Consider the following 26,445-nt stretch of genomic DNA (forward strand, 5'->3'; position numbering starts at 1 on the left):
ATGTTAAAAAAATACTTTTTTAGCTTGATATTTCTATTTATCAGTATCCAAATTGGTAGCATTCAGAAAGTAGCTGCAGCACAAACAGTAGTTCCAGAAGTTACTACTAGCAAATCCCTTTGTCCCGCTCAATTATCATCAACAATTAATACTATTATCAATCGGCCTCAATTTAGTCGAGGACGTTGGGGAATTTTAGTTAAAACATTATCATCAGACAAGATTCTTTATAGTCAAGATAGCCAGAAATATTTTATTCCCGCTTCTAATATTAAGCTATTTACCACTGCTGTAGCATTACAGAAATTAGGTTCAGATTTTCGGATTCGTACCTCTATTTATGATGATGGTAATGGTATTTTGCGTGTAGTGGGTAGGGGAGATCCGAGTTTTAAAAACCCTCAATTAGTATTATTAGCAAAACAACTTTATCAACAGGGAATTAGAGAAATTAATCAGTTAATTGCTGATGATAGTTATTTTCAAGGTGAAGTAGTTCATTCCAGTTGGGAATGGGAAGATATACAGGCTGATTATGGCGCTCCTGTTAATAGTTTAATATTAAATGATAACGCTTCTGGATTAAGTTTTTTACCCCAAAATATCGGACAACCATTACAACTAAAATGGGTTGAACTTACAGAAGCATATCAGTGGAAAATTGAGAATAATACCATTACTACTCAAGCAGATAAACCCGGTTTTGTAGAAATTAACCGCGATTTAAAAGGACAGATTTTGAGGATAAAAGGACAATTAGCGGTAAATTCCCAACCGGAAATTACTGCTATAGCTGTATTTGATCCAATTAGCAATTTTTTAAAACAATTTCGTCATAATTTAATCATAGCAGGAATTACCGTTCAAGAAACTGTAATTAGTAATTTGAATAAAAATAAAAATGGCAAAGAAATAGCCGCAGTAGAATCTCCACCTTTGTCTGAATTATTAATAGAGACAAATGTAAATAGCAATAATTTGTATGCTGAGGCTCTACTCAGAAGTTTAGCTATTAAAAAACCAAGAGAAAAAGATCAAAATACGGCTGATATCGGATTACAAGTTATGAAAGAAACCTTAACTCAATTAGGAGTTGAACCAGAAAGTTATGTAATTGTAGATGGTTCTGGGTTATCTCGCAAGAATTTAACGACTCCAGCGGCTTTAGTACGAGTTTTACAAGCAATTGATAAATCACCTCAAAGAGAAATTTTTCGGGCTTCCTTACCCATTGCAGGTATGACAGGTAGCTTAAAAAATCGCTTGATTAATACTGCTGCTGTGGGAATTGTCCAAGGAAAAACCGGTTCCATGACAGGAGTTTCTGCTCTTTCTGGATATGTAAATTCAGCTAATTATGAGCCTTTAGTTTTTAGTATTATGGTGAACCAATCTGAACAACCTAGTAAAATTGTGAGAACAGCAATAGATGAAATTGTGGTTTTATTAACCCAATTAAAACGATGTTAAAATAACTTTAAGCAATGCTACCGCGTTTTCTGGCTTCTTTAGAGGAAATACCGACATTTTTAATCCCAGCTTTGATCATTTGTCGTTCTAAAAGGGCAAAAAAACGGGTCCTGTCACCACCTCTGACTACAGCCTGATTATGGGCTTCCGCAATAGCCACAGGATAACCGTATCCTTTTTGTACTTGTGCCAACATTAGTCCTAGTGCTTGATCAAACATAGTTTGATTGGCGACAACCCAAGCAGGGACTTCAATCCGGGCGATTTCTGTACCGACATGGACGTAACAAAAATAAATAATTTGGTCGTCATACAATTCTAAAATTCGCGCATTACTCCGCCATAATGGTCCTCGTTGTCCAGGTTGGAGTTGGCTAGTCATGATGCTTGTATCGCGCAAAGTATCAAATTTTTTACAAGGTACGTATTCTAGTTGGTTGGGGCAATAGGTGATACAATCGGGGACAGGATAGGGACAAGCCAAAAACCGTAAAAAGTTAGTGGCTTCCGTGCTGCGAGAGGCACTAAGATAACCCATGAGGGGTATTTGAGCTTGTTGGAGTTTTTGCCAGGCTTCTAAAATAGGTGGTAAAATGCGATCGCGGGCATCCATCGGTAACTGATCTAAAAACCAGTATATTAACGAACCATCAACCATGGCTAAAGTTGGTGCTGCTGTTTTCACACTACAAGCCAGTTCAGCTAATACCGTAGCCTCCGAAGCAGTACGCCGATAACCCATCCATTCTTCCGCTCTAATTCCCCATTGACGGGAGATATATAAATCTTCGGGGCGATAAAATATCTCCGGTAGACTATCGAGAATGGGGTGAATATTTTGACCATAGTGTAAAACCACCCTGCCGATATTGAGTAAGTAACAATACGCAATTTCGTGATGATTAGGGGCAATTTGCGAACCATCAGTAGAAATGACAGTATGAATTTTCGGGGGAACAGGAATAGTAATACAGGTTTCTAGGGGTTCAATTGGTGTAGCATTAGCAAAGAGAATCCGATTGTGCCATTTTTCCTGACGTTCAACTAACTCCTGTTGACACTCTACAGCCTGTTTAAAAAATTGTTGTGCTAATTCTAACCGCTGATGACTTGCGGCCACTTCTGAAGTCAAATGTTGACTGAAACCTTGCATTTGTCCCGATATTTTTGTTAAATCAAGCATAGTGTTTGTAGTTGTGCGAATAGATGTAAATACTATATAATTAACAACTGTATGCTAATAACTGGAAAAATGGTGTCATGAAAAAATGGAAATTAACAATGACAATCCTTCTATTCGGAATTATATTATATACTCCAAAAGTGAGTGGTAAGAATTTGGCAAGTATTTCCGATACTAGAATCAAATCATCACTGTTAGCACAAGCTGATAAAAAAGAGGCTATCATCTATTTTCATAGAGGAATTAACCGCCATACATCAGGAGATATCAAAGAAGCAATTGCAGAATATAATCAAGCCTTGAAGTTACGTCCTGATTTTGCTGAAGTTTACTATAAACGAGGAATATCTCGCTATAAACTGGGAGATTTAAAAGGAGCAATTTTAGATTATAATCAAGCAATCAGCCTAAATCCTAATTATGCGGGTGTTTATAATCATCGGGGATTTACTCGTCATGATTTGGGAGATTTCCCAGGAGCTATTAGAGATTTTAACCAAGCATTAAAGCTGAATCCTAACTTTCCTGAAGCTTACCAAAATCGAGGTATTACTCGCAATGCTTTAGGTGATAAACAGGGAGCAATTAGCGATTTAAATACAGCAGCTAACTTATTTCAAAAACAAAAAAGAATCAGTAATTATCAAGAGGTAATTAATCTTATTAATAAGCTCCCCGATTTGTCTAAGAAGTCGGGGATGTAGATATTCTAGATATTGGTTAAATTACAACCAGGTTGCAAAATCGTAAGTAAAATGAGAAAGTGATATTAGTTGAATACGGGAATCATTTTTTCCTGCTTCCCGTTCTAATGAAGTATTATAACCCCAATCTGCGAGAAAAAGTTTTACATGATTTAAGTCTGATTGTTGTTGCACTAATTGTAAAGTTTTTAATCTATCTTCAACAAACCATAAATTAACAGTTTGGGTATTTGCTTTCTTGATTAATTCTCGTAAAGTTGCATATTTTGGGCGTTTTACCTCTTTACCAAAAATATTTTCTGATGGTAAATTAACTCCTTCTTGTTGTAACAATTGCTTGACAAATCGCCCTTCTTTAGTAGTGACAATATATAACTGAACTTGAGTCTCAAGAGTTATTTTCAGTCTTTCAATGACACCAGGATAAAATCTATGTAGACTTAACCAACCATCTAAATCTTTCTCAATCCATTCATCTCGCAAATTATCTAATTGTGTAGAAACTGCTTTTGCTTCTAAGTTATTTGCTACTAAAATTTCGGCGGTAATAGTTGTCCATGATTGCAGGATTTGAGCATCAGAAAAACCTGCAATTAAAGCTTTAATTAAAACAGGCATTTCCCAACCGGTTTCAATTACAGGACGTAAGCGATAGAATCTCAAAGCTAAATCATCTGGTAGTGTATCGTCAACCGGCGACCAAATTTGACAGTAGGTACGCCATGCTACCTCAAAATACTCAATTAGTCCATCGCAAACCACTCCATCAAAGTCTAAAGCCAAAATCGTGGGACTATTTGCTGTCATTGTTCTGAGGTGAAAAACTGCTTTTGTTAGTTTACCGCACCTTGATAGCCAGATATGTAGCGATTAACCTTTAAAATAGCAAATAAGAAATAAAAACATAAAAACATAAAATTATTTTAAAGTTTTTCAGTACTCCTATGGAAATGGAGCAGAATATTAATGTATTAATATTATCAATAATATCTCAAGATGTAAATGGGGGCATCAAAACCATGCAAATCAAACTGATTTCCGAAAATAAACTGACACAGGAGCAGGAAGAACAGGTTTTTAACCTACCAGTAGCTATCGGCAGGGATATGAGTCAACTTCCTGCGGTTATCAATGGTGAAACGGTGTCTCCTATAGTTTTATTAGACTCTCATAAGCAAATTTCTCGCTTTCATGCTCAAATTACCTTAGAAAACAATCAGCTTTATATAGAAGACAAGAGCGCCAATGGCACTCTTGTTAACGGTGAAAAACTACTTAAACAACGTCGGACTTTAATCAGTGGGGATAGACTGGGAATAGGTAACTACACCATTACCGTTATCCTCATTCGATCTGGGGATGAGAATATTACCATTGTACTTGAAGGTAAGTCCACAATTTTTAACCCCCAATCGGAGATTATTCCCGTATCTAGGGTGCGGAAATTACCAGATTCTCAATCATCCATCATTTTTAATCCTTATACGGATGCTTTAGAACAACAAACTCCCGACGCTGTACCCATTCAAATAGCGGGTTTTCCCTATAATTTCAACTTTTGGAATGCAGAAAAGGTTCCCCTAGAAGCTATTCGTCGCAGTGGTATTTTAGTCAGAGAAACAGAATATGTGGCCTGCGGGGGAGGAATGGGCAGTTTTGTTTGGGTGGATATGTTGAGAATTGCGGGAGTTAAACCGGAAAATATTAAAGTTTTGAGTGTTCAAGACAAACCTTATAAACGCTATGAAAGCCTACTGAAAAATTGTCAAATTCCCCGACATAAACGAATTCGTTCCGGTTCAGATTCCTGTCCTGATAATATTTGGGGCTGGCCAGGATATGCTTTAAGAGATGCTTGGAGATCCTTCTTTTCTGGACAAGTTGGTGCAGCTTTAGGATTTTTGTGGCAAGTTTTTGCTGAACCTGTTTATGCAGATACCTACACCCCCCGTGGACGAGATGTATTTGAGTCCATGGACCGGGAGAGCGATCGCATTAGTTGGGGTAAAATGTTAGAATATGGCAGTATTCGTAGTCTACGACAAACGGAAGACGGGCGTTATTGTATTGCCTATTCCACTTCCAACCAAGAAGACGGAAATCACCAATTTTTATTAGCTAAATATGTCCATCTCTGCACAGGTTATCCCGCAATCAAACTACTACCAGACCTGGAAAAATATCGTCAAGAATATCCCGAAGAAACAGGAAATTATAAAACAGTAGTTCAAGGTTATGAACCCCATGATCATATTTACCAACAATTAGAAAAAAAAGGCGGTACTATTGTCCTTCGTGGGTCGGGAATTGTAGCCTCACAAATATTAGAAAGGCTGTATGAAGCCCGAAAAATGAAACATATTCAGGTAATTCATTTAAACCGAGACCCCCGCAAAGGTCAAGAATTTCAGCCAGCTAAACGCTACGTAGAAAATGATTGGGAATTTCAACCTTTTAACTGGCCAAAAGGAACTTGGGGCGGTGATATGCGAACAATGCTAGAAGCCGCTGACCCGTTAAGACGACGGGAATTATTACAGGCTTGGGGGGGAACAACCACAGCTAGTCGCAAAAAATGGCGCGACATTGTTCGTCAAGGAATAGCTCAGAAATGGTATGAAATTCATTATGGTTTAGTCACCAAACTAGAACGTAATTCCCAAGGTCAAGTTGTTACTCATGTAGTCACTAGCAAAGGTCAAAAAACCCTAATTGCTGATTTTGTGATTGACTGTACAGGATTGATTTCCGATCCTTTAGAAAGTCCATTTTTAAAAGACCTAATACTGCATTACGACCTAGATTTTAACCCAGAAGGACGTTTTCATGTAGAAAACAACTTTGAAATCAAAAAACTGCGAAATAATCGTTCTCGCATATATGGGGCAGGAATTATCACCTTAGGCGGTCCCTACGCCCCCGTAGACACATTTTTAGGACTACAATATGCTGCCCATCGTTCTATCGAGGCTTTGGCTGCTGTAAAAGCTCCAGGAGTCCGCTATATTCAGGGAATTTATTCCCTTTGGCAATGGCTAAAATGGGCATTGAATCAAAAGCCTTAATTTTTCAATTCCAGAATTCCAGGACTTACGGAAAATATTCCTCAAACCCTCATTTCTCTGTGTTCTCTGTGCCTCAGTGGTTCGTTATTCCGTGACTCATGCGTAAGTCCTAAATTCTTCTGAATTTTTTCTAAAAACCTTAATTTACACTACTTCTCATATCATTATGACTCCAACTTTATTCGGACGCTGGCAAACACGAATTTTTTTGTTAGCAACAGTGGGAATGTTAGTTTCTCTGCTTTTTTATGGGGGATATTTAGGCATTGCTTCCAACTTAGTTTACTTTTGGGTTGTGTTTTATGTAGGTTTATTTGGCATTGCTTGGGATGTTTTGTATGATTTTCTGCAAAAATATCTCTGGGACCATGACTGGCCTGGAATATTTCAACTTTATGCAGGAGTTATAGAAGGGGTATTTCTGGCTTTAATAATTGCCAATATCGGTTTACCTCATATTCCTAAAACCGAATTTGACTTAACCAGATTTATTCAACATTATGGCTTAGTTTGGTTAGCAGTTTATTTATCTGCTTGGGTAGTTATGCGGTTATTATTTCCCCGTTGGCGTTTTCGCGGTGGAGAATGGATTGGTAAATGGCCGAGAATTTCTTAATGACAATTTCTAACAAGACAATTCTTACCACTTTTCCATCATTCTATTTAACATCTGTTCAAAAAATTCCCTCTTGAGGAAACTGGAATCTAGTCCCCTCCCCTTGATAAGGGGAGGGTTAGGGTGGGGTAAGAACCTGATATTGTCCTAAAACAAATAAACATTTTTATGAATCACCAGTTTATGAATCACCAGAATTTTATCGCTTTCATCACATCCTCAATATTCATGGTGGGGTTAGCTTCCGGTTATCGTTCTCATGCAACCACTACAACCGTTATTCCCAGCCTTCAACCCACCAACCATGGTAATTTTGCTCCAAATGCTATTCAAAGGCAAAATACCCCGGTTAATACCCCTTTAAAGCTGGCTGGTAAGGTGTTTAATATCCAAGACTCCTTTGTTTTAAAAGGTTTTGATGCCGTTGCCTATTTTCAACAAGGAAAAGCAACCCCAGGTAATGCTAATTTCACCTATAAATGGCAGGATGTAAATTGGCGATTTTCCACAGCCGAAAACCGCAACCTATTTATGAAAAATCCTGAAAAATACGCTCCGCAATATGGAGGATTTTGTGCTTGGGCTGTCAGTAGAGGATATACTGCACCTATTGACCCTAATGCCTGGAAAATTGTGTCCGGTAAGCTGTACTTAAATGTTAATTTGGACACTCAAAAACGCTGGGAAAAGGACATTCCTGGAAATATTCAAAAAGCTGATCAAAATTGGCCTGGTATAGCTAGGAAAATTCGTCGTTAATGCAGCAAGTAGCTTTGAGTGAGGTACACCTTGTGCGGGCAAGATGCCCGCACCACAAGAGTTTTATTATTAATATCTGTACTTCATAATATCGGAAACTGCTGTAATTAGCGAGAAAGAGCTTCATTTAGCTAGGGTGTGTTAGCGACAGCGTAACGCACCATCATCAAGGATTATTATACATCTGAATATATCTAATAAGTTATTTAAATCATTCTTCAGCAAAAAAGGACTAGTACCCTATATTAGCCTATATTCTCAATAATCTTGAGAATTTTCTCAATAAGTTAACGAAAAAAGTTAATTTCAGGGCTTGCAATTCTCAACTATTTTTTGTATGATTTTTTTAGATAGAATCTGCTTGGGCTTTTTTTAAGAAAAAACCTTAATTATCGTCAATGGGTTTTCAAGAAATATTATACTAATACTAATATCTTCAAATCTGATCAAGGTTGTGGATGTAGTGGGTAATTCATCAATTACCCATAAATTACTCAGATGTACTGCATTTAATTTGTATAATTCTTGCGGGCAAGATGCCCGCACCACAAGAAATAACAATATCAGGATTATTGGATCTAGCTGCGTAACAGCTTATTGTGCCGAAAATCTTGCTAATAACTCCTCACGAGATGATTGTAGAAGTAAAGGAGTAAATTCTTCTCTACTCATAGCCATCAGGGGGTTAATAATTCTTGTCAATTCGGCATCAACTTCACCAAAACGCACTTGTAGAATACTCTCAATGATAGCGCGTCTTTCCCTCTCTACACCAGTCCTAAGTCCTTCCTGTTGTCCTTCTTGTCTTCCTTCTTCTCGTCCTTCCTGGAGTCCTTGTTTTCTCAGTTCTTCTAATTGTTGTTGATACATTTGGGATAATTTCATAATTAACTCCTGATCATCCTGATCAATATCTTGTTCTTGACGCTGACGTGCCGATAACACAGCAATTAGGTTATGTACTAATTCTATGACATCTGCTAGAAACGGACTATTATTTGTCAGTGTTTCCAATTCTTCCACCGCTTGTCTTTGTACTTTTCCCTTACCTAATATCCGCAAAAACAGGGTTTCGGGTGTACTGGGTAATTGATGAATACTCACAATGACGGTTTTAAATCCTTTACCAAAAAGGTAAATCCCCTGACCCCAGTTTTCCTCATCCAAACTAGCATTAAAGCTATCGAGGATTTCTACTGATACTGTAGGAGTCAAAATCCACAAATTAGCTAATTCGGATTCATTTATTCGCGTGTCATTGCGTTTAGCTTGACGTTCAACCTGGGCATGAATGTCAAATAATTTACCCATACAACTGCGGATTTCACTTCTACCCACAGCATTGCGAAATGGTTCAAATACCGCATAATTAGCCGCCATTTTCCCTAATACGCCTAGTGTTGCTAGGTTGGTGGGTGGGGATGAGGGGATAAATAATACGTCAATTTGTCTGACTTCTGCGGTGATGTCTTTACTGGTTTCTACTTGTCCATAGGGTGTTAATAGTTCTGTTAGATATTGTTTAGCAAATTGATCATGTATAAAGCGAGTCATTTATTTTAACTTTAATTAGTAGATATGGGTTATATAGCAATCCTAAATGAAATGTGAATATCTCTTATTTTCCTACCTCTGTGTCCTCTGTGTCTCTGTGGTTCGTTAAAAAAACTAGTTTCATGCTTCAACCCAACCATTCAGCTTTATCTATTTTTTGTAGGTCGGGTTAAGCGACAGCGCAACCCGACGTTTATGTTGGGTTTCATGCTTCAACCCAACCTACTTTATAGACTATTTTTTGTAGGTCGGGTTAAGCGACAGCGCAACCCAACGCTCATGTTGGGTTTCATGCTTCAACCCAACCTACAAATCTAGGTTTTTAGGTGTAATGTGTTTATTAAGTAGGGTGTGTTAGCGACAGCGTAACGCACCATCATCAAGGATTATTATACATATGAATATATCCAATAAGTTATTTAAATCATTCTTCAGCAAAAAAGGACTAGTACCCTATATTAGCCCATATTCTCAATAATCTTGAGAATTTTCTCAATAAGCTGACGAAAAAAGTTAATTTCAGGGCTTGCAATTCTCAACTATTTTTTGTACAATCTTTTTAGATATAATCTGCTTGCGCTTTTTTTGAGAAAAAACCTTAATTATTGTCAATGGGTTTTCATTCAAGAAATATTATACTAATACTAATATCTTCAAATCTGATCAAAGTTGTGGATGTAGTGGGTAATTTATGAATTACCCATAACTGATAAATTACTATTGTGCCGAAAATCTCGCTAATAACTCCCCACGAGATGATTGTAGAAGTAAAGGAGTACTTAAGACTTCAAACGAAAAGACTTAATCATGGTTTGTTCTACATATTGAAGAAATACGTCATAGACTTGTTCTTCGGCTCGATAAGTCAGAATATAAACTTTTGAATTACTGATAGTCCAAACTTCCATAGCTTTAAACCTAAAGTTATTAATTTGATCTTCACCTGTATAAACTATTTGATATCCCTCTCGATTATCTATTTTTTTCGATTGCTGTTCCAGAATTTGGACGTTTTTAACGGATTTTTTAATTTGTTCGATAGCAGCCTGATTATACTCTGATAAAGTCTGAGATTTTTGTATATCTTCAATACGGATAAATAGCCCTACTTCGAGATTCAGACTAGAAGTATTAGGGAATATTTTGGCAATAGTTCCCCCGGTTAACGGACTATATTGTTGTTTTTCAGCCTTCCAATCTTGAGGATATTTGATCTCAATTCCAAATTGTTTATCCTCAAATAGTTGACCAGGAATAGTTTTAATATTTACTTGTGAGTCTTGATTTTGATAGCGATAAATAGCTATTAAAACCCCAGTAGTCGTCAAAATAATTGCTGTTATCAATAAAACTTTAATAAATTGAGGTTTGGGAGGAGAGATAATTTCTGTCGTTTGATCATCACCATTATTTTTATCACTAGGATCATCTCCTTTATTTAGAGCTTCCATTACTTCCTGTGCTGACTGGAATCTATGATCAAGATCTTCTTGGAGCATACGCTCTAGTATCTTACCTAAATGTTCACTAATATGGGGATATTTTTGCCAATTCCAAAGATTATTAACATCGCGGGAATCGTCTGGAAATTCACCTGTTAATAATTGCACACAAGAAGCAGCTAAAGCATATAAATCACTGGAATAATCAACCTTTTCCCCTCTGATTTGTTCTAGGGGAGCATAAGCAGGAGTTCCAAAGACCATAGATGTTTCTGTGGTGTCAATATCACCTTTTATCACTTGTTTAACTGCTCCAAAGTCAATTAAATAGAATTTGTTATCTTCTTCTTTGGAGTGCATAATATTACTAGGTTTAATATCCCGGTGAATAACGTTATTTTTATGGATAAATTTTAAAACAGGTAAAATATTATTTAATAAGGCCAAAACCTTGGCTTCTGAGAAACGTCCTTGTTGTTCCAGTTCCTTTTTTAGATCCTCTCCTTCGATATATTGTTGAACCAAATAATTAAACTCCTGTGGGGTACTGAGTTCGGGGTCAGTTACAGTTGAGGAAAAATAATCATATAAGCAGGGAATGTTACCGCTTCTATCTCCTAAATCTTCCAGAACCTTAGCCTCCTTTTCAAAGGCTTTTTTAATCCCTGCAACTATTTCAGGAGAATGATGACTATCAATTCGTAATCGCTTGATCACACAGTAGCGCTGAGTAAGCGTATTTAAATCAATAGCTAAAAAAGTGTCCCCAAAACTCCCTCCTCCTAAACGTCCAAGAAGTTGGTATCTTCCTCTGTTTCCAGTTAAAATCGGGAGTTGTCCTTGGATCTCATTCATTTTCTTTCCCCTGGGTGGCTGCACTCTTGATCTAACACCTCAAGAATATAATAACGGTAATTGTGAACACTTTTCCAGTTTAGTAAAATAACGGCAATTAGCGATCGCTACTACACAAAAAAAGTTACCTTACGTGGATTTATGTAAATATAAACTAGTATTAAATGTAATAAAATTACCAATTTGATAATTTGATAATTTTATTTCCTATTCATAATAGATATCAAAATCCCATGTCGAGGACTAAACAATAAAGCCAAAGTAAATAAACCAGAAACCACTAATACAATAGCCGGACCAGAAGGTAAATTATAAAAGTAGCTAAGATACATTCCGCTAATACTAGAAATTACCCCAATTACCGCCCCTAAAATCATGACTTGATGTAAACGTTTGACTAATAAAAAAGCAGTTGCACCAGGAGTAATTAAAAGCGATAATACTAATATTACTCCCACAGCTTTCATACTGGCAACAATTGTCAAAGCAATTAACAACATTAAACCAAAATTTAAACGATTAACTGGTAAACCAGCAGCTTGCGCTCCTAAAGGATCAAATGTGTAAAATAACAGTTCCTTATATAATAAGAAAACTACCATTAAAACAATAGCTGCAATAATAGCTGTATCCCTGACTTCATCAACAGTTACCCCTAAAATATTACCAAAAAGAAAGTGATTCAAATCAATTTTATTATCCTTTTGAATGACTGTAATTAAAGTAACTCCCAGAGCAAAAAAAGCAGAAAAAACTATGCCCATAGCAGCATCTTCCTTAATGGGAGATCGGGTTTTAATTAAGGCTATGGCCATGGTACTTAAAACCCCCGCAATAAACGCCCCAACAAAGATATTAGCACCAATCATGAAGGCTATAGCCAGTCCTGGTAATACTGAATGACTAATAGCATCTCCCAGTAATGCTAGGCGTTGTACCATTAAATAACTACCGACTATAGCACACAATAATCCTACTAGTATGGCGATGATTAAGGAACGTTGCATAAAGCCATATTGCAACGGTTCAATTAGTGTTTGCAACATAGATGAAAATGAACCACGAAGGCGCAAAGAACGCAAAGGAAGAGGGGAAGAGAAGATATTTATTAATTATTATGCTGCTTCAGCAAAGTACATGACTTTTCCACTATAAGCCCGATTTAAGTTATTTTCTGTTAACACCTGTTGGCGTGAACCGGTGGCGATTAATTCACAGTTTAGTAAGATTAAATCATCAAAATGGGTAATAGATTCACCTAAGTCATGATTAACTACTAAGACGATTTTATTGGCTTTTGCTAGTTCTTGAAAGACTTCAAATATGATAGTTTGGGTTTTTTGATCAATACCTACAAATGGTTCATCAAAACAGAAGATTTCGGCTTCTTGAGTTAAAGCCCTGGCTAAAAATACCCGTTGTTGTTGTCCTCCTGAAAGTTCACCAATGGGACGATTTTTTAATGCTTCTATTCCCACTTTTGTTAATGCTTGTGTGGCTATTTGGCGGCTGACTGTAGAGAAACTACGTAACCAGCCTGTTTTTTTAATACGCCCCATCATGACTACATCCCATACGGTGGCGGGGTAATTCCAGTCAATTTGGCTACGTTGGGGTACATAAGCAATTTTCTCTAGTTGCTGGGTTAAGGGCTGATTTTGGTATATAACTTGACCGTTAGTGATGGGAACTAACCCTAAAATAGCTTTCATTAATGTGCTTTTACCTGCACCATTGGGTCCAAAGATACCTGTGATTTTTCCTGGTTTAATTGTGCAGTTAATATCTCTTAATGCTTCCTGTGTCCGATAATTTACATTTAGATGGGTGATGTTGATCTGTGTAAGTATATTTGCTGAATTTTTGGTAGATAGACTAGATTTTCGGTAATCAGAAATGTTTTGCATAACTTTGATTAAAATAGTTATTTTTTGAGTTTACTATAAAAATGAGAAAAATATGAGAATATCTATAATTATCTATAATTAGAAGTAATCACTGAGATAAATGAAACTAATGCTTAATACAATGTATGACTTTTACTCCCTTTCTAGGACAAAAAAGGGGTTGGGAGTTAGGTTTAATCCCCTTTGTCTGGGAATGTTGGTATCTTTGGCTGTAATGGGTTGTACTCCCAACTCCTTACACGGAGGAAATAATCCGCCGCAGGTTGTAGCGACGAGTACCATTATTGCAGATTTAGCTGAAGAAATTGGCGGAGAAAAATTACAAATTACGGGAATTTTGAAACCTGGTGCAGATCCTCATATGTATGAACCAGTACCCGCAGATAGTCGAGTTTTGGAAAAAGCTAATTTGATTTTGTACAACGGTTACAATTTAGAACCGGGAATTATTAAGTTAATGAATGCGACTGGAGACAAAGCGCAAAAGTTAGCTGTGGGGGAAGTTGTCAAATCCTTAAAATTAGATAAAGGTAAAGGGAAAATTGTTCCAGATCCTCATGTTTGGGGTAGTGCAGAAAATGTTATATTGATGGTGAAAGCTATTAAAAATAGTTTAATTGCTTTGTCACCAGCAGATAAAAATAAGTTGACTGAAAATGCAGATAAGTTAATTGATGAATTACAACAATTACATCTTTGGATTTTACAACAAATCCAAACTATTCCCCCAGAAAATCGTAAATTAATTACTACTCATGATGCTTTTCAATATTATGGAAATGCTTATAAAATAACAATTGCTGGAACTTTAATCGGGATTAGTACGGAGGAACAACCAAGCGCCCAAACGGTGAGAAAATTAGTAGAATCAGTGAAAAAAATAGGTGTTCCAGCGATATTTGCAGAAACAACAATTAACCCAGCTTTAATTAAAACAGTTGCGGAAGAAGCAGGGGTAAAATTAGCACCAACTGCACTTTATTCTGATTCCATTGGGGTAAAAGGTAGTAATAGTGATACTTATATAAAAATGATGGTTGCAAATACCCGCGCTATTGTTGAAGCTTTAGGTGGGAAATATACACCATTTCAATTAAAGAGTAAAAAATAAGGATTAGATCCCCAAATTCTTAGAGAATTTGAGAATCTTGTTGGTCATTCAACTTTCCCCTTTCCCTAACTAACAAACTTGTTGACGAGTTGCTTCTGCGTCTATGGGTTTAATCAGAAAAATCTTGAACATATACCAAAAAATCATCAAGACCAAGGGAATTTTTTGGAAATATTTGATAATTCCCCAATCGTTGATTTTGTTGAGATCAATTATTTTCTGATTATACAATGCACATTGTTCTAAATACCAGAAGAAATAGGGATGATTGGTATTTAAAATAATCGGAAATGCTTTAGCTGCGGTTTTGTTAGTTTCTTCAATTACCTGATTATTGTATTTACGAGGATGAATACCTAATATTTCATAGAAATTACCTCTTTCAAATACTGTCATGGTGTGAGTTGCAAAAACGGTTATTAAGAAAAACCGTACCCATAACCGAGATTTCCAATTATTCCATAATTGAGGTTGAGAACGTAACAAAGCTTTGAAAAAATCACCGTGTCTATTCTCATCTTGACACCAACTTTCAAACTTCCGAAATAGAGGATAAAATTGGTATTCGGGATTTTTTTCCATGTGACGATATACTAAAATATAACGCCAATAACCTATTTTTTCCGATAGATAAACCGTGTAAATAACCCACTCTATAGGGAAAAATGTATAGGTGCGATTTTTAGTCAGATAACTTAAGTCAAGGGAAAGGTTAAAATCAGCCATTGACTTATTTAAAAACCCCGCATGACGGGCTTCGTCTCGTGCTAAATAAGCAAATGCTTCTGATAATAAGGGGTTATTCTCCTTGAGACGACGGGATAATTCTTTAAACAGTAAAAACCCGGAAAATTCGGAAGTACAAGAACGTTCTAAAAAGTCAATAAAAGCCAGTCGTTTTTCACCAACAATGTGATCCCAACCTTGCTTAAATTCATCATCTCGTATAAAGTGATGACGATTATAATCTGCTTTGAGTTCCTCAATTACAGCCCTTAATTCCGTTTCATACCCCGAAATATCCATTTTGGCCACTGTGTCAAAATCAGTGGTATAAAAGCGGGGTGTTAATAGTGTTTCTTGAACGGGTGTTTTTACCCCCGATTTCGGTAACTCAACTGGGGGTTTATCCAACGACCTAACCATAAGTATTCCTTTTGCCATTGTCTGCCTTAAAATTATATAAGCATGAATATTTGTTATTAGTCATCAGTTAAATTATTGAAACTAATTCTTACAAAAATACTGAATTATCTAGGATTTATTTATGGTTTAAATACCTATTTACTAAACAAATGTATTTAGGAAACTATAAATAAATATGAATACTTTTATAGTTATACAAAGAATAATAGTTAAATAATTTCAGGAGCGGTAAAAATAGCCGAAATTACTATTGATAGTAATTTATGCTGGACATTTATGCTGGAGATTTGTGCTGGAGAAATTATGCTGATAACTCTATTCATATAGAATAGCAATTTTCTGTAATTATATCGGCTGTGAACTGATAAACGAGTCGCTAAAATTTGGAAAAGAACACTACAGACATCAACAAGAGGGAAGAAACAATGAGTAATAATTTAGCAATGAAACTGCGTGTGGGAACGCAACAAGCGCATACAAATTCTGAAAATGTCGGTTTCATGAAATGCTTTATCAAAGGAGTTGTAGACAAAAATTGTTTTATTCAATTGTTGAGTAATTTCTATTTTGTTTATAGTGAACTAGAAGCAGCAATTGAGAAACATAAACAACATCCTGTAATTAGTTTAATTTATTTTCCCGAACTAAATCGCCAATCTTCCCTCAAACAAGATATGTTATTTTATCATGGGAATCAATGGCAAGAAACTATTAAACCTTCACCTGCTACTCAAACTTATATTGCGCGTATTCAACAAATTTCTACCCATGAACCCGCACTATTATTAGCTCATTCCTATACTCGTTATTTGGGTGATCTTTCCGGTGGCCAAATGCTCCAAAAAATTGCTCAGTCAGCCTTAAAACTGTCTGGATATACAGGAACTTCCTTTTACAATTTTGAGCAAATTCCCGACAAACAGGCTTTTAAAGAAAAGTATCGTCAAGCATTAGATAAACTCCCCATTGATGATACAAGTGCTGACAAAATTGTCGCAGAAGCTAACTATGCTTTCAAATTAAATATGCAGATATTTCAAGAGTTAGAAAAGATTTTAATAGAGACTATTGGTAAAGACACTTACAATAGTTTAATTTGAGTCTCTGCATAATTGACAAAGATATAATTCATCACTCAATTAATTTTGAACATGATGAATTATATAAAGATGCTCAACAAGATGCAAACATTTTATGTATTCTCTTCCTCTATTTTCTCTGTGTCTGGAGTGGTTCATTAAAAAAATAATGTTCACCACAAATAAATAGGATAAATATATTCTATTTGTTAATAGCTAAATCCTAAATTACAACATTAAATCGAAATTGGGAAAATCAATTGTGATTATTTCCAATCATCACACAAATTCACTGGAGACTATAATGGTTTTTCTATTACCTGGTGTTAAGTTTGATTTTGATCTAATTCAAAAGTATGATACTCGCGCTCCTAGATACACAAGTTATCCCCCAGCAACAGAATTAACTGATACTTTCACAGCGGAAAATTTCCAAACTGCAATTACCGCTTCTAATCAAAGAAAAACTCCCCTATCTTTGTATTTTCATATTCCTTTTTGTCAAAGTGCTTGTTATTTCTGTGGTTGTAATACGGTAATTACTAATAACAAGAATATGGCTATACCGTATCTGGAACATTTAGAACAGGAAATCAAAAATACCTCAGCTTTAATTGATAAAAATAGACAAGTTTTACAAATTCATTGGGGTGGAGGAACACCAAATTATTTAGAACTTGAACAGGTGGAATCTCTCTGGAAAAATATTACTCGTAATTTCCAAATTGCGGAAAATGCAGAAGTTTCTATCGAAATTAATCCCCGTTATGTGAACAGAGAATATATCTTATTTTTGAGAGATATTGGCTTTAATCGCATTAGTTTCGGGATTCAAGATTTTCACCCAGAAGTGCAAAAAGCAGTGAATCGAATTCAACCACAATCACTACTCTTTGATGTCATGAGTTGGATTAAGGAGGCTAATTTTGATAGTGTCAATGTAGACTTAATTTATGGTTTACCTTATCAAACTTTGGCAACTTTTCGGGAAACATTACACAAGACAATGGCTTTAGATGCTGATAGAATTGTCGTCTTTAATTTTGCTTATGTACCTTGGATTAAACCTGTACAAAAAATGATTCCCCAAGCAGCATTACCGGGAGCAGAAGAAAAGTTAGATATCCTGAAAATGACAATTGAGGAATTAACTAATCATGAGTATCTGTTTATTGGGATGGATCATTTTGCCAAAAATAATAATGAATTAGCGATCGCTCAAAATCATGGTACACTAAAACGTAATTTCCAAGGTTATACTACCCACGCGGAAACTGAATTATTTGGTTTTGGGGCTACATCTATTAGTATGTTGGAAGATGCTTATGCTCAAAATCATAAGGAATTAAAGGACTATTACAAAGCAGTCGCAGCGGGTGTAATTCCTATTAGTAAAGGTATTCAATTAACCCAGGATGACATTATTAGACGGGATGTAATTATGTCAATAATGTCTCATTTTCATCTCAATAAACTAGAGATTGAACAGAAATATCATCTTGATTTTAATAAATATTTCTGCTACGAACTCCAAGAATTACAACCCCTAGAAAATGATGGATTAGTCAATGTATTTACTGATGAGATCCATATTACTGATATTGGGAGATTGCTGGTGAGAAATATTGCGGTTCTCTTCGATACTCATACAAGAAATAGAGAAACTAAATTCTCTCGCGCTATTTAATTTTGCTGAATTTTTGCAGTAAATTTAATCAAAATTGGTATGTAATTATGATTTATCAATAAGTCCTAATTACATACCTTTTGACTGATACAGATTATGTCATTAGATAGAAATAAATAATATTAAGCTTTGATAAATTTGACATGAGTTGAATTTTTTTAGGAAGCAATCAATGAATATTATTACTTGGATGATTTTGGGACTATTAGCCGGTGTAATTGCTAAATCTGTCTATCCTGGTTATCAAGGTGGAGGAATGATATCTACGATGATATTAGGTATTGTTGGTGCTTTTATTGGTGGGACTTTATTCACTCTCATTCGCACAGGAACTTTACAAATTACATCTGCATCTTTAAGTATTCCTGGGGTAATAGTAGCAGTTATTGGGGCAATTATTGCTATTTATTTATGGGGATTATGGCAAAGGGGTAGCAGAGTATAATTTACTAATCGTTAGCTATTGATATAGCATTAATTAAACTCTTTTTCATTAATATAAAATGTTGGGTTGACGCAAGAAAACCCAATATCATATTGTCAAAACTTTTGTTAGCTTTGTTAGCTTGCACTGTATCAGACATTTTTACGGTTTGATTCGAGATTCCTCAGATTGAATCTAATTTAGGACTTACATAAAATTTCACTTACAAGCTTATTCTTGCCTACTGATAATTTATTTATGTAGCAATATATCCATAATAAGCTGTGACGCAGCTAAATTGTACATTCCTAATACAGTCCTAACATAGTTAAATCTTGTTGTGGGGGCATCATGTCCGCTATAATTATACAAATTAAATGCAGTACATTTGAGTACCTACACTGCTTGATATTTTTTAAACATCATTTACCAAACCCAGATAATTTTAAATTCAAACCAAAGGGTCACTAGCTTATATGAATATAACTGTGCCTATATCTTATGGAGTATTTTTGGTAGATTTGATTGATAATACAGCCAAAAAAAGCATTAACTATGAAAAAACTCAACTTAACGAGGTTTAAATCGTTGTAACTCCCATTCTTTAGCGATAACATGAGAATAAGTTTACTACAAGCTTTTCATTTCTCGTTTAGCTGAAATTTTTTTTATGGAAATTCAATTAATCAATATCGGGTTTGGTAATATCGTCTCTGCTAACAGAGTCGTGGCCATAGTTAGTCCAGAATCTGCTCCCATTAAACGGATTATTACCGATGCTAGGGATAGAGGTCAACTGGTTGATGCTACCTATGGAAGACGCACTAGGGCGGTAATTATCACCGATTCTAGTCATGTAATTCTCTCCGCAATTCAGCCTGAAACCGTAGCCAACCGGTTTGTCATTTCCCGTGATCATCATGTTGTAGATAATTAATCACCGGAATAGTTATCAACCCAACTCTATTTGTACCATATCCTCCGTACCATCTCGATTAGACTGGTTTTCTGTCACCAGTGCTACAAATTCTTTAGTCTTGATGCTAATTTGAACAGTGCGGATCAAAGGTGCAGCCGCAAAGGCTTATATTGTAGATATGCAAAAATCTCAAGTCCCAAATTCAAAATAGCAATTAGTTGTTTTACCAGCTAAAACAAGACTAAGGAATCATGTACACTTATTAATTTATTAACTCACTCTTTTCACGGATAATGCCAGTCTTACCTTTCTATTATGCTAAAAATACCCAAGAATGTCCGACCTTGGGCAAACTAATTGTTTTAACAGGTCCTAGCGGAGTCGGTAAAGGCACTTTAATGAATGAAATTCTCCAGCGTCATCCAGAATTATATTATTCAGTCTCCGCCACGACTCGTTCTCCACGTCCAGGAGAAATAAATTGTCAAAAATATTACTTTATTACCCGTCAAGAATTTCAAGAATTAGTGACTAAAGGTGAATTTTTAGAATGGGCAGAATTTGCTGGTAACTTTTATGGTACACCCCGTGCAGCGGTGCTTAACCATATTCAGTCGGGTAAGTTGGTGCTATTAGAAATTGAATTAGAAGGGGCAAGGCAAATCAGAACTGCCTTTCCTAGCGCCCTGAGCATTTTTATTTTACCACCTTCATTTTCAGAATTAGAAAACCGGATTCGTGGACGGGGACAAGATTCTGAGGAAGCAATTTCTCGTCGTCTCAAACGTGCTGAAGCAGAAATAGCCGCTGCTAATGAATTTGATTTACAAATTATCAATGACGATTTTGAGCAAGCTTTAAAGGAAATAGAGAAAGCTATTTTTGAATAAGTATGTGGTAATGGGTAATTGGTAATGGGTAACATTAGTAACTACTACCCATTACCAAAAATCAAATTAACCCAATAAACCTTGGATTAAACCAGAATTACCTGTCAAGAAGAAAGCGACTACTGCACCACCGATACCACCAATTAAGAAAGCACTGGCGAAATTATTCCAGCTTTCCTTGGAGTTGAAAGCATCAACTGGAGGATTAGGTACAGCAATACTAGCAAGGGCTTTATCAGGATTGCTATTTGCATATAAGGATAGGCAAGCTGTTAAAATCACAACTAAGCCAACACTGCCCAATAAACCAGCTAAGTTAGCGTTGGGGGCGTTACGTAAAGGACCTAATTTGTCAAAAGGTCCAAATAGCAAGTAACCATGAGCCATACCAACTTCTAAACCGCGTCTAAAAGGATTCAAACCAGCGCGGTATGCCGGCAAGTTGCTAATAAACCACTTCACCAAAGGAGCGGAATTGATGGGGGTTTCTAGATCGCCTTTTTGCGGATCACGTCCTGCTGCTATTGCCATAAGTATTTTTAGATTCCTTGAATCACTCTTGTTAGTTTGTGATGAATTTACTACTTGTGTTGTTTGCTGGCCTTCAAATGATAAAGGTGGCTTTTTCTATTAGAAATAATTTTTCTGAAAACTGCCATAAGCAAGTTGAGAAAAATTAATTTTGCCACTTTCTAATTTAGAAAAGTATGAAACCCATAAATAATGGATAATATACGAGTTTCATACATTAGCAAAGATTGCTGATTCGAGGGACACTTTTACCTAATTAGGTTTGACACTCAATTAGACAATCTACCAGCAAAAGCTAAGTAAATTAGCTTTTTTGAACCGTATTTTCAACCTATAGGGGGTGAAAAAGTAGGTCAGGGAAGAAGCGATTAAATTCAATTAAAATTCCTGCTGTGATTGTCAACCAGATAGTTGCCGCAACAGGAGCAGTGGAGATGAATGTAATCAAGTAGTTAGTTTCGTTACCTTTTTCAGCCATGAATTTAGTCTCCAGAATAAGTGAGTGAAAACAAGTGAATTAACGTGGCGAAACGGTAATTTCTGAATCCTTAGCTGTTAGCTCGCCGGAGAGCAATTCTTTAATTGCTGCTGCTGGCCAAGCAAAACCAGAGGTGATAATAGGTAGAGCAATACCCAAATCAATTTGGATTTCTTTTTGTTCGGCATTCGCTCCGTTTTTAATCGCTTGTAAATAAGCACGGCCTACCCAACCAATCCAACCAGCAATGTAGAGGAAAAGAATACTGGGGATCAAGAAATCTCCAGCATGATTCAGGCTGCCATCTACAATCAAGTGGGGATAGCCTTCGGGTCCACAGAGAGCCTGAGAATAACGTTCAAACCGCTTTTTACCTGATTCGGGGTCAGCGGTGGTATTGCGGGCATTTAGTGCTAGCTCTTGAAAGGCGGGAGAGTCTTTGCAAGGTACAAGGTTAGCCCCTAGTGCTTGCGCTGGAGGAGCAAAATTGAACCAAAGGGTCATCGCCAAAAGCAAAGCAAACAATCGTGTCATGGAGTTGTTTCCTTTTGTTACAAAACGAGAAGTTCCTTGTACAAAACGAAGCGGCTTGTACAGTCTTTATTTTAGATAACTAGGAAGTTATCATACTCTTGGCTGGGAATAGAGTAAAGTTTAAGTCAACAAAAGTTAAAGCTTCTCAATCAAAATATAGGAAAGAGGCAAGAGAGAATATATATTGGTCAGTTTCCTGTTCCCTGTCACCTGTTCCCTGTCACCTGTCACCTGTCACCTGTTAAGAGTTCCCTGTCACCTGTCACCTGTCACCTGTTCCCTGTCACCTGTCACCTGTCACCTGTTCCCTGTTAAGAGTTCCCTCTTCCCTAATTAATTATGACAACCGTTTTAGCCATTGAAACCAGTTGTGATGAAACTGCTGTTGCAATAATTAACAATCGTCAGGTCTGTAGTAGTATTGTTGCTTCACAAATTCCTGTTCATCAACAATATGGTGGCGTAGTCCCAGAGGTAGCATCACGTCAGCATTTAGAAACGCTGAATTACGAAATAGAACAAGCGATCGCCTCTAGTCATCTAAATTGGAGTCAGATTGATGGTATAGCTGCCACTTGTGCGCCTGGACTTGTAGGGGCATTGCTGGTGGGATTAACAGCCGCCAAAACCCTGGCCATGGTACATGAAAAGCCTTTTTTGGGAGTACATCACCTGGAAGGTCACATCTGTGCGACTTATTTGACTGAGCCAAGTTTAAATCCTCCCTTTCTTAGCTTACTTGTTTCCGGGGGTCACACAAGCTTGATTTATGTCAAAGATTATGGTATATACGAAACTCTGGGGGAAACCCGTGATGATGCAGCCGGTGAAGCTTTTGATAAAGTAGCGCGGTTATTAAAATTGGGTTATCCCGGCGGACCAATAATTGATCAACTATCACAAATCGGTGATCCCCAAGCCTTTACATTACCGGAGGGAAAAATTTCTTTACCAGGTGGGGGTTATCATCTTTATGATTGTAGCTTTAGCGGATTAAAGACAGCAGTATTACGTTTAGTGCAACAATTGGAAAAAGAGGGTAAAGAAGTACCAATAGCGGATGTAGTGGCTAGTTTCCAGGATACTATAGCGCGATCGCTGACGAAAAGAGCGATCGCCTGCGCTCTTAATTATAAACTAGACACTATTACGGTAGGCGGTGGTGTAGCAGCAAATAGTGGACTCAGAAAGCATTTACAAGCAGCAGCCAATAAACATAACTTGCGGGTTCTTTTCCCCCCCCTAAAATTTTGCACTGACAACGCGGCCATGATTGGCTGTGCTGCTGCTGAACACCTCTCCCGTGGTCATAGATCATCTATGACATTAGGAGTGCATTCCCGGCTCTCCCTGAACCATGTCATGAAGTTATACGAAAATTAATTTCCAACCTATTAATTTAATATTAATTAATATTAATAAGGACTAATAACTAATGACCAATAACTACTGACTGAATATGTTCAGCGACGGCTTCCGGTTGCTCTAACATAGCCAAATGCCCACAATCAGGAATTTCAATCACATTATCACCAACATACTGGAAAAGCCAATGAAAACTGGCCAAATGGCGGACATATTTCGGTTCCATTACTTTATCGTCAGCACCCGCTAAGAAATATACTGGCTGCTTCAATTTCGATACTAACTGGGGTAAACAGTTAATTTCTTGTTCCGTAGTAGATGCAAAAAGAGTTCCCAGAGCAGCTTCTGGATCAGCTACAATAAAATCAATTAATCTTTGACGCGCCCAATATCGCTCTAAAGGACGCAATACACTAGCTTTAGTAAATAACAAATCAATTAAAGGCATTTGCGAAAGCCAACGGGGACGGACTTGTAAAAATTTCTGTCCTGCGGCACGGAATTGCTCAAATGCTTCTTTAAGATAAATTCCACCACCGGCATTAATACAAATTACACCTTGAATACAATCATGTAATTGGGCCGCTGTCCACAGAGCAATAGTACCACCCAAAGAATGACCTATGAGCCAAGCACTAGAAATATTCAGATGTTTGAGAAGAACGGCTAAATCTTGAGCATAAGCGAATGGAGAATATAAGGAATCCAAGGAAGAAGTAATCATGCTAGAGTCTGTGGGAGTCAGTTCTATATCTGAATCTGATGTTACCTGGGACTGTGATTCACCGAACCCTCGTAAATCGTAAGATAAACACTGTAAATCTAGTGATAGACGAGAAATTACGGGTTGCCAGTATACACGGCTATTTAGCCAACCGTGGATAAATACTAAAGTATGGGGACATGATGTAGGAGCGGTTAGCTCATAAGTATGTGGAACACCTAAGATTTCTATTGTTGCCATAGTTAAATATCGTACCCATGATTTTGGGTGCGAATAAATACAACTAAATACAAACAGGAAAAGAATAATTCAAAAATTCAACAAAACAAAAATTAAATTTTGAACTAGCTGAATTATCTAATTCTACAGTGTATCAGTTAAATTACCTGTTATTCTTGTGTCATTGAATTTGATATTGATTAGCTGAATCTCAGCTTAAACTTGTCTATTTATGTTTATGAAAGTAGTGCTGAAGAAATTTATGACTTAAACCAGAAACATAGATCAATTTGGGAAAAATTTGGACTTTCGACGAGTTTTATAGAGTAGTACGAAAACAAAATGCTAAAGTTAAAGGTGATTGGTAAGAAACACCCGATAACTCGCTATGGTCATAGCGATGTTAAATGTGAATCAACACTCTTAAAAAGTGGTAACCAATTTCAGTCATACTACCCGAACTGCGTTGGCATGGGTTTTTGGAAAACTTGGTTTAGCACTCCTGAATCTTTAGCGACAAATAAAACTGCTGCTGTTAACGAGCATACAGCGGCCGTTGAAAGTAATTCTAGTTTAGATAAGGATCAAATCATTTTCAGTACGGAAAGAGATATTGACCTGTATGAATTAGAAGAACTCTGTGACGCAGTTGGCTGGTCACGTCGCCCTCTGAGAAAAGTAAAAAAAGCTATTGAGCATAGTTTCCTCGTGGCCTCTATGTGGCAAGTACGAGGAAACAAGAAGCGTTTGATTGGTTTTGCCCGTGCTACCTCAGACCATGCTTTTAATGCCACCATTTGGGATGTAGTGGTTCATCCTGATTTTCAAAGTAGAGGACTAGGTAAGGCATTAATGAAATATGTCCTCAAAAAACTGAAGAATGAAGAAATTAGTAACGTGACTCTTTTTGCTGACCCTCATGTTGTAGATTTCTATAAGACTATGGGCTTTATGTCCGATCCTGAAGGTATCAAAGGAATGTTTTGGTATCCTCAGTAATTTGGTGTGGATGAGGCATTGGGGAATAGTCGCGGTAATTTAAAATCTAAAATTTGGTGAAAATTCCGGGAAAATCCTGGTTTGTGCCTGATTTCTCCCAGGATGTTTTCCATAGTCTGATTTTTTATAGATTATTGGGTTTGCATTTATTCTTTTTTATGATATGATGAGTCAGATGAACCAAAAAAACATAATTTAGGTTATGTAGAACTTGGTTTTGATAGATTTACGGGATGTAGCGCAGCTTGGTAGCGCGCCTGCTTTGGGAGCAGGATGCCGCAGGTTCGAATCCTGTCATCCCGATTTTTATGTCAAGGTGGTTGTATTCCGCTAACTCAGCAAAGTTGCAAATGGAAACATTACAGCATCCAGGCAGGTTATAATCTTTTTGCGGAGCAACTTTACAAAAATTTATGAGTAATCCCCTTGTGCAAGCCTTTTTCGTGGGCAGAGCAGTAGCCGAAGTGATTAATGAGCGTGTAGAAGTCGCCTTGACTGATGCTTTGAGTGAATTGGGCAAATTTGATGCTGAAGCTAAAGAGCAGCTACGCCAGTTTACAGAAGAAGTGATGGCACGAGCTAATCGGGCTGCTGAATCCTCTGCAACTGGAAAACCGGCAAATAGTTCATCTGGTGCAGATTCTTTAGATCTACAGACCGAAATTGACGAATTAAGGGCGGAAATCGCTCTATTAAGAAGTGAATTGCAGAAGTATCGCAATGCTGCAAAATAGGTAATGGGTAATGGGTAATGGGTAATAGGTAATGGGTAATGGGAAAATTC

General features: G+C 36.8%; 25 protein-coding genes and 1 tRNA gene. 15 read left to right on the plus strand and 11 right to left on the minus strand.

The window, feature by feature from the left end; translation table 11 throughout:
• A complete protein-coding gene (gene dacB, locus H6F39_RS00495) occupies positions 1–1,470 on the plus strand; it encodes a D-alanyl-D-alanine carboxypeptidase/D-alanyl-D-alanine-endopeptidase (protein WP_137908020.1) in 1,470 nt (489 codons plus the stop codon).
• A gap of 7 nt (positions 1,471–1,477) precedes the next feature.
• On the opposite strand, the gene H6F39_RS00500 is transcribed toward dacB, so the two are convergent.
• Complete coding sequence (locus H6F39_RS00500; protein WP_190396034.1) at positions 1,478–2,653, minus strand: DNA double-strand break repair nuclease NurA; 1,176 nt, start codon at positions 2,651–2,653, stop codon at positions 1,478–1,480.
• Between the two features lie 98 nt (positions 2,654–2,751).
• On the opposite strand from H6F39_RS00500, the gene H6F39_RS00505 reads away from it, so the two are divergent.
• A complete protein-coding gene (locus H6F39_RS00505) occupies positions 2,752–3,357 on the plus strand; it encodes a tetratricopeptide repeat protein (RefSeq protein WP_242025902.1) in 606 nt (201 codons plus the stop codon).
• Positions 3,358–3,378: 21 nt separating this feature from the next.
• Here the strand turns inward: H6F39_RS00505 and H6F39_RS00510 are convergent, their stop codons facing one another.
• Positions 3,379–4,164: an HAD family hydrolase gene (locus tag H6F39_RS00510; protein ID WP_137908017.1), complete on the minus strand. Its 786-nt coding sequence runs from the start codon at positions 4,162–4,164 to the stop codon at positions 3,379–3,381.
• Between the two features lie 212 nt (positions 4,165–4,376).
• On the opposite strand from H6F39_RS00510, the gene H6F39_RS00515 reads away from it, so the two are divergent.
• The 3 genes from H6F39_RS00515 (at position 4,377) to H6F39_RS00525 (ending at position 7,797) form a co-directional block, all read left to right on the plus strand.
• Entirely contained in the window at positions 4,377–6,422 is a 2,046-nt protein-coding gene (locus tag H6F39_RS00515) for an FHA domain-containing protein (RefSeq protein ID WP_190371397.1), read from the plus strand.
• Positions 6,423–6,588: 166 nt separating this feature from the next.
• Positions 6,589–7,038 carry a hypothetical protein gene (locus H6F39_RS00520; protein ID WP_190371398.1) on the plus strand — a complete coding sequence of 150 codons (450 nt, stop codon included), beginning with the start codon at positions 6,589–6,591 and terminating at the stop codon, positions 7,036–7,038.
• 183 nt (positions 7,039–7,221) lie between these two features.
• Entirely contained in the window at positions 7,222–7,797 is a 576-nt protein-coding gene (locus H6F39_RS00525; protein ID WP_190371410.1) for a YHS domain-containing (seleno)protein, read from the plus strand.
• 594 nt (positions 7,798–8,391) lie between these two features.
• Here the strand turns inward: H6F39_RS00525 and H6F39_RS00530 are convergent.
• From H6F39_RS00530 to H6F39_RS00545, 4 genes are all read right to left on the minus strand, one after another.
• Complete coding sequence (locus tag H6F39_RS00530; RefSeq protein WP_190396035.1) at positions 8,392–9,351, minus strand: hypothetical protein; 960 nt, start codon at positions 9,349–9,351, stop codon at positions 8,392–8,394.
• A 779-nt stretch (positions 9,352–10,130) separates the two neighbouring features.
• A complete protein-coding gene (locus H6F39_RS00535; RefSeq protein ID WP_190396036.1) occupies positions 10,131–11,648 on the minus strand; it encodes a serine/threonine-protein kinase in 1,518 nt (505 codons plus the stop codon).
• A gap of 200 nt (positions 11,649–11,848) precedes the next feature.
• Complete coding sequence (locus H6F39_RS00540) at positions 11,849–12,694, minus strand: metal ABC transporter permease (protein WP_190392175.1); 846 nt, start codon at positions 12,692–12,694, stop codon at positions 11,849–11,851.
• 69 nt (positions 12,695–12,763) lie between these two features.
• Positions 12,764–13,555 carry a metal ABC transporter ATP-binding protein gene (locus H6F39_RS00545; protein ID WP_137908010.1) on the minus strand — a complete coding sequence of 264 codons (792 nt, stop codon included), beginning with the start codon at positions 13,553–13,555 and terminating at the stop codon, positions 12,764–12,766.
• A gap of 193 nt (positions 13,556–13,748) precedes the next feature.
• Between H6F39_RS00545 and H6F39_RS00550 the strand changes: the two genes are divergently transcribed.
• On the plus strand, positions 13,749–14,666 hold the full coding sequence (locus H6F39_RS00550) for a metal ABC transporter substrate-binding protein (RefSeq protein ID WP_370539354.1): 918 nt from the start codon (positions 13,749–13,751) through the stop codon (positions 14,664–14,666).
• 69 nt (positions 14,667–14,735) lie between these two features.
• Here H6F39_RS00550 and acsF read toward each other — a convergent pair whose 3' ends face one another.
• A complete protein-coding gene (gene acsF / locus H6F39_RS00555) occupies positions 14,736–15,812 on the minus strand; it encodes a magnesium-protoporphyrin IX monomethyl ester (oxidative) cyclase (RefSeq protein ID WP_137908008.1) in 1,077 nt (358 codons plus the stop codon).
• Positions 15,813–16,237: 425 nt separating this feature from the next.
• Between acsF and H6F39_RS00560 the strand changes: the two genes are divergently transcribed.
• From H6F39_RS00560 to gmk, 5 genes are all read left to right on the plus strand, one after another.
• Positions 16,238–16,912, plus strand: coding sequence for a heme oxygenase (biliverdin-producing) (locus H6F39_RS00560; RefSeq protein ID WP_190396037.1), 675 nt, complete (start codon positions 16,238–16,240; stop codon positions 16,910–16,912).
• 283 nt (positions 16,913–17,195) lie between these two features.
• Entirely contained in the window at positions 17,196–18,578 is a 1,383-nt protein-coding gene (gene hemN / locus H6F39_RS00565; RefSeq protein WP_190396038.1) for an oxygen-independent coproporphyrinogen III oxidase, read from the plus strand.
• 172 nt (positions 18,579–18,750) lie between these two features.
• Positions 18,751–19,023: a GlsB/YeaQ/YmgE family stress response membrane protein gene (locus H6F39_RS00570; protein ID WP_028083755.1), complete on the plus strand. Its 273-nt coding sequence runs from the start codon at positions 18,751–18,753 to the stop codon at positions 19,021–19,023.
• Between the two features lie 649 nt (positions 19,024–19,672).
• Complete coding sequence (gene remA / locus H6F39_RS00575; protein ID WP_015080662.1) at positions 19,673–19,939, plus strand: extracellular matrix/biofilm regulator RemA; 267 nt, start codon at positions 19,673–19,675, stop codon at positions 19,937–19,939.
• 275 nt (positions 19,940–20,214) lie between these two features.
• Positions 20,215–20,811: a guanylate kinase gene (gene gmk / locus H6F39_RS00580; RefSeq protein WP_137908005.1), complete on the plus strand. Its 597-nt coding sequence runs from the start codon at positions 20,215–20,217 to the stop codon at positions 20,809–20,811.
• Between the two features lie 66 nt (positions 20,812–20,877).
• On the opposite strand, the gene H6F39_RS00585 is transcribed toward gmk, so the two are convergent.
• From H6F39_RS00585 to H6F39_RS00595, 3 genes are all read right to left on the minus strand, one after another.
• Positions 20,878–21,342: a photosystem I reaction center subunit XI gene (locus tag H6F39_RS00585; RefSeq protein ID WP_028083754.1), complete on the minus strand. Its 465-nt coding sequence runs from the start codon at positions 21,340–21,342 to the stop codon at positions 20,878–20,880.
• Positions 21,343–21,673: 331 nt separating this feature from the next.
• Positions 21,674–21,820: a photosystem I reaction center subunit IX gene (psaJ, locus tag H6F39_RS00590; RefSeq protein ID WP_015079100.1), complete on the minus strand. Its 147-nt coding sequence runs from the start codon at positions 21,818–21,820 to the stop codon at positions 21,674–21,676.
• 39 nt (positions 21,821–21,859) lie between these two features.
• On the minus strand, positions 21,860–22,354 hold the full coding sequence (locus H6F39_RS00595) for a Photosystem I reaction center subunit III (protein WP_137908003.1): 495 nt from the start codon (positions 22,352–22,354) through the stop codon (positions 21,860–21,862).
• A gap of 339 nt (positions 22,355–22,693) precedes the next feature.
• Between H6F39_RS00595 and tsaD the strand changes: the two genes are divergently transcribed.
• Entirely contained in the window at positions 22,694–23,737 is a 1,044-nt protein-coding gene (gene tsaD / locus H6F39_RS00600) for a tRNA (adenosine(37)-N6)-threonylcarbamoyltransferase complex transferase subunit TsaD (protein WP_137908002.1), read from the plus strand.
• A gap of 49 nt (positions 23,738–23,786) precedes the next feature.
• Here tsaD and H6F39_RS00605 read toward each other — a convergent pair whose 3' ends face one another.
• Positions 23,787–24,683 carry an alpha/beta fold hydrolase gene (locus tag H6F39_RS00605; protein WP_137908001.1) on the minus strand — a complete coding sequence of 299 codons (897 nt, stop codon included), beginning with the start codon at positions 24,681–24,683 and terminating at the stop codon, positions 23,787–23,789.
• A 450-nt stretch (positions 24,684–25,133) separates the two neighbouring features.
• Between H6F39_RS00605 and H6F39_RS00610 the strand changes: the two genes are divergently transcribed.
• From H6F39_RS00610 to H6F39_RS00620, 3 genes are all read left to right on the plus strand, one after another.
• Complete coding sequence (locus H6F39_RS00610) at positions 25,134–25,661, plus strand: GNAT family N-acetyltransferase (RefSeq protein ID WP_137908041.1); 528 nt, start codon at positions 25,134–25,136, stop codon at positions 25,659–25,661.
• 229 nt (positions 25,662–25,890) lie between these two features.
• Positions 25,891–25,964 (plus strand) — tRNA-Pro (locus tag H6F39_RS00615).
• A 110-nt stretch (positions 25,965–26,074) separates the two neighbouring features.
• Positions 26,075–26,395 (plus strand): DUF6825 family protein, encoded by a 321-nt coding sequence (locus H6F39_RS00620; RefSeq protein ID WP_137908000.1) that lies wholly within the window; start codon positions 26,075–26,077, stop codon positions 26,393–26,395.
• The last annotated feature ends 50 nt before the right edge of the window (positions 26,396–26,445 follow it).

This window comes from Dolichospermum sp. FACHB-1250, assembly GCF_014696335.1.
GTDB lineage: Bacteria > Cyanobacteriota > Cyanobacteriia > Cyanobacteriales > Nostocaceae > Dolichospermum > Dolichospermum planctonicum.